Origin of the sequence: Pseudoflavonifractor sp. SW1122 (genome assembly GCF_012027765.1) — a bacterium.
Lineage (GTDB): Bacteria > Bacillota > Clostridia > Oscillospirales > Oscillospiraceae > Enterenecus > Enterenecus faecium.
The window spans coordinates 1-13,316 of the sequence record NZ_SJOS01000022.1 but is presented as its reverse complement, the minus strand read 5'-3'; the positions used below and the strand labels follow the sequence as shown (position 1 = coordinate 13,316).

The following is a 13,316-nucleotide window of genomic DNA, read 5'->3' as shown; positions in this document are numbered from 1 at the left end:
TATGCAATCAAGGGTTGGAATGGGTTAGGTCATATCCCGGGTGGCCACCACATCCACCCCGGTTCCCAGCAGGTTGGGAATCACCACCTGTCCCAGGTGCACCGGGGCGGTGAGGCGCACGCCATTGAGGGCATCCATGGCCTCAAAGATCAACTCCTTGGGGATGGGGGCGGTGGTCTTCACGGGTAGGCGGCGGTGGAGCCCGCCCTGGATGCATACCGTGCTGGTGAGCACCCGGGTGGGGTGGAGCAGCTCGTTTCTGCCGTACTCTGCCCCCCGGGGGCAGCTATTCCCGGTGACGGCGTAGCCGTGCTCCTCATCCACTTGGAGGCGGCACCCCTTGGGGCAGACAATGCATACCAGTTCTCTCATGTCCCTTCCACCTCCTCAATGGATATGGTGAGGCCCCCGACAGCCCGGTCCAGCAGCACCCCGGGCAGGGTGATCTGCTCCATCTCCCCCGGGGCTATGTGGGAGCGGGGGAACTGGGCAATGGGATTGCCTGCTTCGTCTTTTACCACAATGCGGCTATCCCCAAATACGCGACCCACCCGGAACAGCACCTGCACGTTGCCGCTGCCCCGGCGGATGCGCTGGGGAACGGTGTAGCTGACCCCAGAGCTGTGGGTGAGGGGAAGGGCTTCGGCGGTGGTTGGTTCCCCCTGGACATAGCGGGCAGCGGCAGTCCCCGCCCGCTGGCTCTCGGCGGTGACATAGTCCACCAGGTCGTGGACGTGGAGCACGTTGCCACAGGCGAAAATGCCGGGCACCTGGGTCTCCATGTTTTCATATACCACCGCCCCGTGGGTGCGTCCATCCATGGGAATGTCCGCCTGGCGGGTGAGCTCGTTTTCCGGGATGAGCCCTACGCTCAAAAGCAGGGTGTCGCAATCAAAGACCATTTCCGTGCCGGGGATAGGGCGGCGGTGCTCGTCCACCCGGCTCACCACCACCTGTTCCAGGCGGTTGTGGCCCCGGAGATCGGTGACGGTGTGGCTGAGGTAGAGGGGAATGGAGTAGTCCTCCAGGCACTGGACGATGTTGCGGGTGAGGCCGCTGGAGTAGGGCATCAGCTCCACACAGGCCAGTACCTTGGCCCCCTCCAGGGTCATGCGCCGGGCCATGATAAGGCCAATGTCGCCGCTGCCCAGGATGACCACCCGGCGGCCCACCATGTACCCCTCCATATTCAGGTACCGCTGGGCGGCCCCGGCGGTGAAGATGCCCGCCGGACGCTCTCCGGGGATGGCGATGGCCCCCCGGGCCCGTTCCCGGCAGCCCATGGCCAGCACCACCGCCTGGGCTTCCAGCACTTGATAGCCGTGTTGGGCGCTGACGCAGTGGACCTGGTGGGGAGTGCCGGGGAGGAGCTGGAGCACCATGGTGTCCAGCTGCACTTCCACTTGGGTGTCCTGTATTTGCCCAATGAATCGGGCGGCGTATTCCGGCCCGGTGAGCTCCTCTTTGAAGTGGTGGAGCCCAAAGCCGTTGTGGATGCACTGGTTGAGAATGCCGCCCAGCTCCTGGTCCCGCTCCAAAATTAGCACCTTCCGCAGCCCCTGGTCCCAGGCCTCCCGGGCGGCGGCCAGTCCGGCGGGCCCGCCGCCAATGACAATGAGTTCATACATGAGCGTTCCCTCCTTGGCCCTTGGTCTCTCCGGTGAGCAGGTAGGAGCCCTCCTGGTCCAGCAGCACCTCACAGGGATCCAGCCCCAGCTCCCGGGCAATGATGGCCTGGACCCTGGGGGCGCAGAAGCCACCCTGACAGCGGCCCATGCCCGCATTGCACCGCCGCTTCACCCCGTTGATGGTGTAGGGCGGGATGGGGGCGTGGAGGGCAGCCACGATCTCCCCCTCGGTGACCGTCTCGCACCGACAGACCACCCGGCCATACCGGGGGTCCTGGGCGATGAGGGCGTTTTTCTCCTGGGGGGAGAGGTGTTGGAACATCACGTGGGACCGCTGGTCCACAAAGTCCGGTTTGGGCCGCAGGTCCGGCTCCTTCTCCAAAATCCGCGCACAGGCCCACTGGCCAATGGCGGCGCTGGCCGCCAGGCCGGGGGACTTGACCCCCGCCAGGTCGAAGAAGCCGGGGTGGTTTTTACTCTCCTCCAGAATGAAGTCGGAGCGGGTGGAGTTGGCCCGCAGTCCGGCGAAGTTGCGGATGTTCTCCCCAAAGTTGAGGCCGGGCACCGAGCGCAGGGCCTGCTCCTTGACAAAGGCCAGTCCCTGGGCGGTGTTGCCCAGGTCGTGGCGGTCATCCACCGGCTGGGCGTTGGGGCCTACAATGAGATTGCCGTGGATGGTGGGGGCCACTAACACCCCTTTGCCCCGCTCGTTGGGGCACTGGAATACCACGTGGGAGACCTGGTGCCCCTGGCTCTTGTCCAGCAGGTAGTATTCGCCCCGGTTGGGGGTGATGGCATAGTCCGGCTTCTCTAAGAGCCCATGCACCTGGTCGGAGAACACCCCGGTGGCGTTGAGGATGTACTTCCCCTCAAACACCCCCTTGGGGGTGGTGACGGCGTAGCCGCCCTCCATGGGGGTGATGGCCGTGGCAGGGGCGGAGCGGTGGAGCTCCACGCCGTTGACCACCGCCGCCTCTGCCATGGCCAGGGCGTACTGCCAGGGGTCCACAATGCCGGCGGTGGGGGCGTAGAGGGCGCCCACCACGTTCTTGCTGAGGTTGGGCTCTGTTTGGCGCACCTGGGCGGCGTCCAGCAGTTCCAGACCCGGAACACCGTTTTGTACACCTCGGTGGTAGAGGGTGCGCAGGGTATGAAGGTCTCCCTCATCAAAGGCCAATACCAGGCTACCCACCCGGGCAAAGGGCACCTGGAGCTTTTGGCAGATGTCCCCGGCCATCCGGTTTCCCTCCACGTTCAGCTGGGCCATGAGGGTGCCTGGCTCCGGGTCGTACCCGGCGTGGATGATGGCGCTGTTGGCCTTGGTGGTGCCGTTGGCCACGTCGTTTTGAGCCTCCAAGATGGCCACGTTCAGGGGATACCGGGCCAGGTGGTAGGCGGCGGCAGCCCCCACCACCCCACAGCCCAAAATGATGACGTCATACATGAAAAGGACCTCCCTTCCAAAACAAAACGCAACCCAGATCCAGCCCCCTTGTTGCGGCCACCCACCTGCGTTGCGCTCAACCCCTTGGTCTATCCGTTTGTTGGGGCCATTATATCCGGTTTTGTGGAAAAAAGCAAGGGATAGAAATGGCGCATCCTTTAGACTGTGCACAGTGACGAAAAACCGGGGGCGGTTTGCGTCGTATCGCTGATTTTTTCCGGGCGGGGAGGGGAGCCCTTTACAGGGGGGTGAAAATCTGGCATAATGGGTGCAACCCAAGAAAGATGAGGAGCAGGACGGGCGAGAGGCAAGTCGCCAGTTGTGCTCTTTTTTGTTTGATGCGGCAACACCAGACACAGGAGGCGGAAGAGTATGAAACAGTACGTCATCGCCCTGGACCAGGGCACCACCAGCAGCCGCTGCATTGTCTTTGACCGACAGCAGAACATTGTGGCCTTGGAACAGCGGGAGTTTGCCCAGCACTACCCCAAGCCCGGGTGGGTGGAGCATGACCCCATGGAGATTTACTCTACCCAGTACGGGGTGCTCATTGAGTCCCTGGTGGGCAACAGCATTGACCCCTCAGACATTGCCGCCATCGGCATCACCAACCAGCGGGAGACCGCCATTGTGTGGGATAAGGACACAGGCAAGCCCATTTATAACGCCATTGTGTGGCAGTGTCGGCGCACGGCGGGGCTGTGCGAGGAGCTGAAGAAGGACGAGGCCTTTACCGAATACGTGAAGGAGCACACGGGGCTGCTCATCGACGCCTACTTCTCCGCCACCAAAATCCAGTGGATTCTGGACCACGTGGAGGGGGCCCGGGAGCGGGCCCAGCAGGGGGAACTTCTGTTCGGCACCGTGGACAGCTGGCTGGTGTGGAAGCTCACCGGGGGCAAGGTCCACGTCACCGACTACACCAACGCCAGCCGCACCATGCTCTACAACATCCGGGACCTGCGGTGGGACGAGACCATCTGTGAAAAGCTGGGTATTCCCATGAGCATGCTGCCAAAGGTGTGCAACTCCAGCGAAGTTTACGGCTACGTAAACCTCCAGGGGGTGGAAGTGCCCATAGCGGGAATGGCCGGAGACCAGCAGGCGGCGCTGTTCGGCCAGACCTGTTTTGCCCCCGGCGAGGCGAAAAACACCTACGGCACCGGGTGCTTTTTGCTCATGAACACGGGAGACCAGCTCTACCGCAGTGAAAATGGCCTCATCAGCACCATTGCCATCGGTTTAAATGGCAAGGTGCAGTACGCCCTGGAGGGCAGCGTGTTTGTGGGCGGGGCGGTGATCCAGTGGGTGCGGGACGAGCTGCGCTTCATCACCGAGTCCCGGGATGCGGAGTACTACGCCCAGAAGGTGCCGGACACCGGAGGAGTGTACCTGGTGCCCGCCTTCACCGGACTGGGTGCCCCCTATTGGGACATGTACGCCCGGGGCTGCCTCATCGGCATCACCCGGGGCACCACCCGGGAGCACATCATCCGGGCGGCCCAGGAGTCCATCGCCTACCAGAGCTATGACCTGGTGGAGGCCATGGAGAAGGACACGGGCATCCACCTCACCGAGCTGAGCGTGGACGGCGGTGCGTCCCGAGACAAGTTCCTCATGCAGTTCCAGGCGGACATTCTGGGCAAGCAGGTGCGCCGCCCCATGATTCGGGAGACCACCGCCCTGGGCGCCGCCTATCTGGCGGGTTTGGCCACCGGGTTCTGGCGGGACCTGGAGGAAATCAAGGCCCAGTGGACCCTGGACAGCCTCTACACCCCCAACATGGACCAGCCCCAGCGGGACAAGTTGCTGCGGGGTTGGCACAAGGCGGTGGGCCGCAGCTGTGGATGGGTGGACCCCCAAGAGACATAACGAGAAATCCCCCTGGGCTGTTCACAGCCCAGGGGGATGCTATTTGGATTATTCCTCCCATGCCGGATTTTTCTCCGGGGAGAGGGCGGCGGAAAAGTAAGACATGTCCTTTCCGTTTATGATGTAGGAGAAGTCCCCTTCGGGGCCGTCAAACTCCACGTACACCCCGCTGGGGCGGCGGTCGGACTGGGACAGAGCCACACTCCACAGCTTCATCACTGCCTCATCGCCGTAGTACAGCACAGCATCCGGGGTCTCCTGGGGCAGGCTTCCAGGCAGTTTGCCAGGCCCCAGAGCGGAGATGGCGTTGTAGACCACATAGGCGTTGTCTCCGGTGATGCGCAGGGAGGTGCCGTCCACCTCAGCCCGCAGATTGTCCTGATAGTAGCACTGGTAGGTCTGGGTGGACAGGGCGGAGACAAACCGCTTATATCCGTACTGATGGCCCAGAATTCGGGCTACCGGGACGATACACAGCAGCAACAAGATCAGGCCAATGGCCAGCAGCACTAGGAGTTTCCACTGGCCGCTGGGGGCCTTGCGCTGCTGGGGCGGGGTGATTTGCTCGTATAGGTCAGCCATAGGGACCCCCCTTTCTACTGGGCAGATGAGAGAAGGGCTTTAGAACTGCGCGCCGCCGAACTCCAGCAGAGTCAGCTGCTTGTTGCGGTCGGCGGTCCAGTTGATGGACCAGCCGGAGGCGAAGAGGAGCAGCTGGTTGCCCTTGTAGTCCTCCACCAGCATGGCGTCGTTGGGCAGCACCAGGTCGTCGGCCCGGAGGGGCTCGTCCCCGTCGTGCTCAATCCAACGCAGGAACTGGTAGGGCAGACCCTCCACGTACAGGTCCACTCCGTACTCATTGCGCAGGCGGTACTCCAGCACGTCAAATTGCAGGGTACCCACCACGCCCACAATGACCTCCTCCATGCCGGAGTAGGGGGTCTTGAAGATCTGGATGGCGCCCTCCTGGGCAATCTGCTCCATGCCCTTGAGGAACTGCTTGCGCTTCATGGTGTCCAGGGGCCGCACCCGCTTGAAGTGCTCGGGGGCAAAGGTGGGGATGGGGTTGAACTGGAACTTGTGAGAGGCGGTGCACAGGGTATCGCCAATGGAGAAGATGCCCGGGTCAAACACGCCGATGATATCTCCGGCGTAGGCCTCTTCAATGATCTCACGCTCGGCGGCCATGAGCTGCTGGGGCCGGGAGAGCTTGATCTTCTTGCCGCCCTGGACGTGGTAGACCTCTTTGTCCGCCTGGAACTTGCCAGAGACGATGCGCATGAAGGCAATGCGGTCCCGGTGGGCCTTGTTCATGTTGGCCTGAATCTTAAAGACGAAGGCGGAGAAGTCGTCGTCGAAGGAGTCAATGAGCTCCTCCCCGGCCATGCGGGGCAGGGGGGCGGTGGTCATGCGCAAGAAATCCTCCAGGAAGGGCTCCACGCCGAAGTTGGTCAGGGCGGAGCCGAAGAACACGGGGGAGAGCTTGCCGTGGCGCACCCGGTCCATGTCGAACTCGCAGGAGGCCCCGTCCAGCAGCTCAATCTCATCCACCAGCTGGCGGTAGTGGCTCTCGCCAATGAGGCCCGCCAGCTCCGGGTCGTCCAGATTCACCTCGGTGGCGATGGCGGCCTTGGCGTTGGTGTTGGAGGTGAAGTGGATGATCTTCTTGCGCTGGCGGTCGTACACGCCCTGGAACTCCTTGCCGCAGCCGATGGGCCAGTTGACGGCATAGGTGTCGATGCCCAGCTCTCGCTCCAGCTCCTGGCACAGGTCAAAGGGGTCCTGGGCCTCTCGGTCCATCTTATTGATAAAGGTGAAGATGGGGATATCCCGCATGGCGCAGACCTTGAACAGCTTCCGGGTCTGAGCCTCCACGCCCTTGGCGGCGTCGATGACCATCACGGCGGAGTCGGCGGCCATGAGGGTGCGGTAGGTGTCCTCAGAGAAGTCCTGGTGTCCCGGGGTGTCCAGAATGTTGATGCAGAACCCCTCGTACTGGAACTGCATCACAGAAGAGGTGACGGAGATGCCGCGCTGTTTCTCAATCTCCATCCAGTCGGAGGTGGCGGCCCGGGCATTCTTCTTGCCCTTGACCACGCCGGCCTGGGCAATGGCGCCTCCGTAGAGGAGGAATTTCTCGGTGAGGGTGGTTTTACCGGCGTCCGGGTGAGAGATGATGGCGAAGGTTCGCCGCCGGTTGATCTCAGCTTCGTACAGTGACAATGGAACAACCTCCATATGATAAAATTGGGGCAGTCAGGCAAAACCACCCCATTGTGTATGATAGTGGAGCAATTATACCACCAACCGGGGAAAAGGGCAACAGAGAAAGTGGGAAAACGGGGGCGGCGTAGAGTCCGGCTCGATTGTTTTTGCATACCAATGGCATAGGGGCTGTGGGGGAGTTCCCAGTCCCTGATTGTGAAAAAGGAGGGACTGCCATGACAGGACTGAAAGCTGTACTCAGCGATAAAGCAGTCTGGGTGGCTGTGGTAGGCCTTGTGGCTGGTATTGCGGTGGCATTAGGTTTCAATGAGAGCATGGTGGCTACCATATCCGGTGGAGTACTTTCGGTGGTGTCTGTGGTTTTGATGGCTCTGATGGGAGTCAAGAAGGCCAAGAGTACGAAACAGACGGCGTCTGACCCAGAGCAACCGGATGCCGACGACCAGGAGTCGGACGGCTTGGGATAAGATTGGGAAAACCGGCGGGAGACCGCCGGTTTTCCTTGTCCGCAGCAGGAAATTTCCGGGAAAAGGCGTGGGGATTGCCTTGGGTGGGGAAGAATGATATAATCAGCTGTTAGTATTACCGCAACACCCCACACCAGGGAAGGAGAGCCACACTATGAAGCTCATGGTCATCGACGGAAACTCCATCGTCAACCGGGCCTTTTACGGGGTCAGTCAGAATCTGTCCACCCGGGAGGGTCTGCCCACCAATGCCATTTTCGGCTTTGTCAACATCCTCTTAAAGCTGCTGGAGGAGGAACAGCCGGAGGGGCTGGCGGTGGCCTTCGATTTGAAAGCGCCCACCTTCCGCCACCTGGCCTATGAGGGCTACAAGGCCCAGCGCAAGGGCATGCCCGAGGAGCTGGCGGTGCAGATGCCGGTGCTGAAACGGCTGCTGGACGCCATGAACATCCGCCGCTATGAGCTGGAGGGTTGGGAGGCCGACGACCTGCTGGGCACCATGGCCCGCATCAATGGAGAGGAAGGGGGCCAGACTGTGGTGGTCACCGGAGACAAGGACTCCTTGCAGCTCATCACCGATTCCACCACCGTCAAGCTGGTGTCCACCCGCATGGGCCGCACCACCACCCGCAACATGACCCCGGAGGTGTTCCGGGAGGAGTACGGCTTCGACCCCATCCATATCATCGACCTCAAGGCCCTCATGGGGGATACCTCGGACAATATCCCCGGGGTCAAGGGCATTGGCGAGAAGACCGCTATGGCCCTGCTGGCCCAATACCCCTCCATTGACGACCTGTATGCCCACCTGGACACGGTGGAGGTCAAGCCCGCCGCCCGGAAAAAGCTGGTGGAGGGGGAGGGGGACGCCCGGATGAGCTACGACCTGGCCACCATCCGCTGTGAGGCCCCCATGGACTTCCACCCCCAGGACACCCTGCGCCAGCCCTTCCACAACGATGAGCTGTACCAGCTGCTGCTGGAGCTGGAGTTTTCCAAGCTCATCGACAAGCTGGGAGTGCGGCCCACTTCCACACCGGTCGCCCAAGCTGTGGAAGAAACCCCCGAAATTCGGGTGGAGGGGGTGTACCTCACGGGCGAGGAGCAGCTGGCCCAGGTGCTGCCAAAGTGGCAGGCAGCTCAGTATGTGGTGGTGCTCCCCCTGCCCAATCTGGACGGGGTGACGGTGAGCCTCAGCGAAGGGGACAAGGACTGGCTGTACGACGTGCGCAGCAGCCGCTACGAAGGGGATTACCAGGCTTTCTTGGCCCAGCTCTTTGGCCCTGGGGTGAAAAAGGTGGCCCATGGGGTGAAGGAGCTGTGCGAGAAGCTGCTGGAGGAGGGCATCCAGGGCGAAGGGTTTGTCTTTGATACCCAGCTGGCCGCCTATCTGTTGGACCCCACCGCAGGCAGCTATGATTTGTCCAAGCTGTCCATGCAGTATTTTAGAAAGGAGCTGGAGGAGTCCAGGGCCTGGCGGGACGAGGAGGCCTTCGGGGCCCTGTCCGACCAGGTGAAGGCCCAGGCCAAATGGTATGCAGACAACGCCTTCATTGAGGCCCTCTACGAGAAGCTGGCCCCCCAGCTGGACGAGCTGGGGCTAACAAAGTTGCTCCAGGAGATGGAGATTCCCCTGTGCTCCGTGCTGGCCAACATGGAGCGGCGCGGGGTGTTGGTGGACAAGGGAGCCCTGTCCCGATTTGGCGAGATGCTCACCGGGCGCATTGCGGACACCCAGAAGGAAATTTATGCTCAGGCGGGGGAGGAGTTCAATATCCTCTCTCCCAAGCAGCTGGGCCACATTTTGTTTGAAAAGCTGGGGCTGCCCCCCGTCAAGAAGACCAAGACCGGGTACTCCACCAACGCCGAGGTGCTGGAGAAGCTGCAATATCAGCACCCCATCGTCTCCCTGGTGCTGGAGTATCGGCAGCTGACCAAGCTCAACTCCACCTATGTGGAGGGCTTGAGCAAGGTCATCGCCCCCGACGGGCGCATCCACACCAGCTTCCAGAACACCGTCACCGCCACTGGGCGGCTGTCCTCCACCGAGCCCAACTTGCAGAACATCCCTGTGCGCACCGCCCTGGGGGCGGAGATGCGCACCATGTTTGTGGCCCGGCCCGGTTGGGTATTGGTGGACGCCGACTACTCCCAGATCGAACTGCGGCTGCTGGCCCACATGTCCGGGGATGAGGCCATGATTCAGGCTTTCCGGGACGGGGTGGACATCCACACCGTCACCGCCTCCCAGGTCTTTGGGGTGTCCCCGGACCGGGTGACGGCCGACATGCGCCGGGCGGCCAAGGCGGTGAACTTTGGCATCGTCTACGGCATTTCCCCCTTCTCCCTGTCTCAGGATATTCATGTCTCCGTGGCCCAGGCCAAGAGCTATATGGAGAAGTATTTTGCCCACTACGCCGGAGTGCGGGCCTATATGGACGGCGTGGTGGAGCAGGGCAAGAGCCAGGGCTATGTGTCCACCCTATACGGCCGCCGCCGCTGGCTGCCCGAGCTGAAAAGCTCCAACTTCAACACCCGCAGCTTCGGCGAGCGAGTGGCCCTGAACATGCCCATCCAGGGCACCGCCGCCGACATCATCAAGCTGGCCATGATTCGGGTGGAGCATCGCCTGGCCCAAGAGGGACTCCAGGCCCAGTTGGTGCTCCAGGTCCACGACGAACTCATCGTGGAGTGTCCCCAGGCCGAGGCGGACACCGTGGCCCGGCTCCTCACCCAGGAGATGGAGGGGGTGGCCCAGCTGGCGGTGCCCCTCACTGCCGAGGCCAAGGTGGGCCAGACCTGGGCCGAGGCCCACTAAACAGGAGGTAGAACCACGTGAAGTATACACTGACCCCCATGACCGCCGAGCTGATCCCCCAGATTGCAGCCCTGGAGCGGGCCTGCTTCTCCCACCCCTGGACGGAGGAGATGCTGCAACAGGAGCTGTGGAACGAGGCCGCCGTCATCATCGTGGCCCTGCGGGAGGACGGCGTGGTGTTGGGCTACGCCGGGTTGCAGACGGTGCTGGACGAGGGGTATATCAATAATGTGGCGGTGGCCGCCAACGTCCGCCGCCAGGGCATTGCCGACGAGCTCATCGCCGCCTTTGTCCGATTTGGTCAGGCCAAGCTGGCCTTCTTGACCTTGGAAGTGCGGGCGTCCAACGCCCCTGCCATCGCCCTCTATATGAAACACGGCTTTGCCCAGGTGGGGCGGCGAAGAGGGTACTACGACGATCCCAAAGAGGACGCCATTTTGATGACACTGGAGTTTGAACATGGAACTGAAAGCGCTCAATGAGAAACAACTGGCCTCCCTGTACCGGGAGGAGATGGAATATGACTTTCCCCAAAGCGAGCTCAAGCCTCTGGGGGCCATGCTGCGGCTGTTAGAGATGGGACAGTACGACCCCTTGGTGGCTACGGAGAACGGGGAGACGGTAGGCTACGCCATGGTGTGGCTGTCCAAGGACCGAAAAGGGGTACTGTTGGACTACCTGGGCGTGCTGCGGGGCAAGCGCAACGGCGGCACGGGGGGAAAGATTCTCGCCCTGCTGTTGGAGCGATACGGTCACATCTTCGGAGAGGCGGAGGCTCCCACCAGCGACGACGAGGAGGAGAACCAACTGCGCCGCCGCCGAATTGGCTTCTATCAGCGCAACGGTTTCCGGGTGTTGGACTATGAGTGCGCCCTCTTCGGAGTGTATTTCAAGTGCTTGTACGTCGGACCGGAGACGGATGACCGGGTGGTAGAGAAGCTGCACCGCAGCGTCTACGCCGACTATTTCTCCCCCGCCCATATGCAGCAATACATTCAACTGCCCCTTTCCCCCGGCGAGGACATTCACCCTGCCCCGGCCTGGACGGAGGAGCATAATCCCACGGAATATGAGAGAAAGGTGATTTCATGAAAATTTTAGCCTTTGAATCCTCCTGTGACGAGACTGCCGCCGCCGTGATGGAGGATGGCCGCACCATCCTGTCCTCGGTGATTGCCTCCTCTGCGGACATGCACGCCATTTACGGCGGCGTGGTGCCGGAGATTGCCTCCCGCAAGCATGTGGAGGCCATTTCCGGCCTGGCCGACGAGGCTCTGCGCCAGGCTGGGGTGGACAAGTCGGAGATTGACGCCGTGGCCGTGACCCATGCCCCCGGCCTCATCGGGGCCCTGCTGGTGGGGGTGTCCTTTGCCAAGTCGGTGGCCTACGGCCTGGGGGTGCCCCTTATCCCCGTGCACCACGTCCGGGGCCACATCGCCGCCAACTACATCGCCCACGCCGACCTGGAGCCGCCCTTTTTGTGCCTGTGTGTCTCTGGCGGCACCACCGCCCTGGTGGATGTGAAGGACTACACCCACTTTGAAGTGCTGGGCGGCACCCGGGACGACGCGGCGGGGGAGTGCTTTGACAAGATCGCCCGGGTATTAGGGCTTGGCTACCCCGGCGGTGGACCCATGGATAAGATGGCCCAGGGGGGCAACGACAAGGCCTACACCTTCCCCCGGGCCCACGTGGCGGACCACCCCCTGGATATGTCCTTCTCGGGTCTGAAGACGGCAGTGCTCAACACCGTCCACAACGCCCAGCAGAAGGGGGAGGAGCTGGACCTCCACGACCTGGCCGCCTCCTTTGCCGCCGCGGTGTCCGACACCCTGGTGCCCCGCACCATGGAGGCCAACCGGATGCTGGGCTACAACAAGATCGCCGTGGCCGGCGGCGTGGCCGCCAACAGCCGCATCCGGGCAGATTTGCAGCGGGAGTGCGAGAAGGTGGGGGCCAAGCTGTGGCTGCCGCCCCTGTCCCTGTGCGGGGATAACGCCGCCATGATTGGCTGTCAGGGGTATTATGAATATCTGGCTGGCAACACCGCCGGATGGGATTTAAATGCCCGGGCCAGCTTGGACATCTCCAAGGGATGACAGCCCATGGCGGCGTTATCCCCGGGGGCCCCGCACGGCGGGGCGGCGCTTATGCGCCGTACGAGTATTTTCCCATGGGGAAAATCTCGGCGCAGGGGGAATTCACTTTCCCCGAGCATTGAAATCATACAGGGTTCCCACGGAGCGCAGCTCCGTGGGAGAATAACGCCGCGATGATTGGATGCCAGGGGTACTATGAGTACCAGGCTGGCAACACTGCAGGCTGGGACCTGAACGCCAAGGCCAGCCTGGATATCTCCAAGGATCGCTGAGTCTTCCACAGAGATTGTGCAAAATGTAGAAAATTCACCGGATATTTTTGGCACATCCCCAGTGTGGGTTTGGAAGCGCCGGTTTTTCCCCTATATCTTGTGGAACTGTCGATGTATGTCGAATTTCACGAACGGTTTTCCTTGCATTTCCAACGTTCTGCCTTATACTGTCTCTTAGAGAGAGGAAAGGAGAGGAAGGAAAACATTGGAAACCGGCGAGTTGTTTTTGGAAACCCTGCGTGTGAGAGATGAGGCAGGGACGGAGCGTTGCTTTGACTACTACATTTTGCTGGAGCACCTGGAGCTGGAGGGCTACTCCGGCGAGAGCTACGGGGTCAAGATTGAGGAGAAGGAGACCGGAGAGGTGGCGGTAGCCCCCGATGTGACCTGCCGCTCCTCGGTCATCTATCAGCTGGCCCAGACCTTGCTGCTGCACCAGGTGACTCCGTGCACCTTGGTGGATGTCATACAGGACTGGCTTTCATAAAAA

12 protein-coding genes are annotated in these 13,316 nt (G+C 61.8%); 7 read left to right on the top strand and 5 right to left on the bottom strand.

Going from position 1 to position 13,316, the window contains the following annotated elements; translation table 11 throughout:
* Positions 1 to 24 precede the first annotated feature (24 nt).
* Genes E0L15_RS06760 through E0L15_RS06750 form a run of 3 tightly spaced genes read right to left on the bottom strand, consistent with a single transcriptional unit; the run spans position 25 to position 3,072 of the window.
* A complete protein-coding gene (locus E0L15_RS06760; RefSeq protein ID WP_168125014.1) occupies positions 25 to 372 on the bottom strand; it encodes a DUF1667 domain-containing protein in 348 nt (115 codons plus the stop codon).
* The gene (locus E0L15_RS06755; RefSeq protein ID WP_168125013.1) at positions 369 to 1,628 is read right to left on the bottom strand and encodes an FAD-dependent oxidoreductase; all 1,260 of its coding nucleotides are present in this window, start codon (positions 1,626 to 1,628) and stop codon (positions 369 to 371) included. Before E0L15_RS06755 ends, E0L15_RS06760 begins: the two co-directional genes overlap by 4 nt.
* The gene (locus E0L15_RS06750; RefSeq protein ID WP_168125012.1) at positions 1,621 to 3,072 is read right to left on the bottom strand and encodes an NAD(P)/FAD-dependent oxidoreductase; all 1,452 of its coding nucleotides are present in this window, start codon (positions 3,070 to 3,072) and stop codon (positions 1,621 to 1,623) included. Before E0L15_RS06750 ends, E0L15_RS06755 begins: the two co-directional genes overlap by 8 nt.
* A gap of 372 nt (positions 3,073 to 3,444) precedes the next feature.
* On the opposite strand from E0L15_RS06750, the gene glpK reads away from it, so the two are divergent.
* The gene (gene glpK / locus E0L15_RS06745; RefSeq protein ID WP_168125011.1) at positions 3,445 to 4,944 is read left to right on the top strand and encodes a glycerol kinase GlpK; all 1,500 of its coding nucleotides are present in this window, start codon (positions 3,445 to 3,447) and stop codon (positions 4,942 to 4,944) included.
* Positions 4,945 to 4,992: 48 nt separating this feature from the next.
* Here the strand turns inward: glpK and E0L15_RS06740 are convergent, their stop codons facing one another.
* Together E0L15_RS06740 and E0L15_RS06735 are read right to left on the bottom strand one after the other, a co-directional pair.
* A complete protein-coding gene (locus E0L15_RS06740) occupies positions 4,993 to 5,526 on the bottom strand; it encodes a hypothetical protein (protein ID WP_168125010.1) in 534 nt (177 codons plus the stop codon).
* A 39-nt stretch (positions 5,527 to 5,565) separates the two neighbouring features.
* Entirely contained in the window at positions 5,566 to 7,167 is a 1,602-nt protein-coding gene (locus tag E0L15_RS06735) for a peptide chain release factor 3 (protein WP_087233047.1), read from the bottom strand.
* 218 nt (positions 7,168 to 7,385) lie between these two features.
* Here E0L15_RS06735 and E0L15_RS06730 point away from each other — a divergent pair, with 218 nt between their 5' ends.
* The 6 genes from E0L15_RS06730 (at position 7,386) to E0L15_RS06700 (ending at position 13,313) form a co-directional block, all read left to right on the top strand.
* A complete protein-coding gene (locus E0L15_RS06730) occupies positions 7,386 to 7,637 on the top strand; it encodes a hypothetical protein (RefSeq protein WP_087390946.1) in 252 nt (83 codons plus the stop codon).
* A 154-nt stretch (positions 7,638 to 7,791) separates the two neighbouring features.
* Complete coding sequence (polA, locus tag E0L15_RS06725; RefSeq protein WP_168125009.1) at positions 7,792 to 10,455, top strand: DNA polymerase I; 2,664 nt, start codon at positions 7,792 to 7,794, stop codon at positions 10,453 to 10,455.
* A 17-nt stretch (positions 10,456 to 10,472) separates the two neighbouring features.
* Complete coding sequence (gene rimI / locus E0L15_RS06720) at positions 10,473 to 10,937, top strand: ribosomal protein S18-alanine N-acetyltransferase (protein WP_343224110.1); 465 nt, start codon at positions 10,473 to 10,475, stop codon at positions 10,935 to 10,937.
* Positions 10,915 to 11,547 carry a GNAT family N-acetyltransferase gene (locus E0L15_RS06715; protein WP_168125008.1) on the top strand — a complete coding sequence of 211 codons (633 nt, stop codon included), beginning with the start codon at positions 10,915 to 10,917 and terminating at the stop codon, positions 11,545 to 11,547. Before rimI ends, E0L15_RS06715 begins: the two co-directional genes overlap by 23 nt.
* On the top strand, positions 11,544 to 12,554 hold the full coding sequence (tsaD, locus tag E0L15_RS06710) for a tRNA (adenosine(37)-N6)-threonylcarbamoyltransferase complex transferase subunit TsaD (protein ID WP_087390937.1): 1,011 nt from the start codon (positions 11,544 to 11,546) through the stop codon (positions 12,552 to 12,554). Before E0L15_RS06715 ends, tsaD begins: the two co-directional genes overlap by 4 nt.
* A gap of 477 nt (positions 12,555 to 13,031) precedes the next feature.
* The gene (locus E0L15_RS06700) at positions 13,032 to 13,313 is read left to right on the top strand and encodes a DUF6514 family protein (RefSeq protein WP_087233062.1); all 282 of its coding nucleotides are present in this window, start codon (positions 13,032 to 13,034) and stop codon (positions 13,311 to 13,313) included.
* Positions 13,314 to 13,316: the final 3 nt, after the last annotated feature.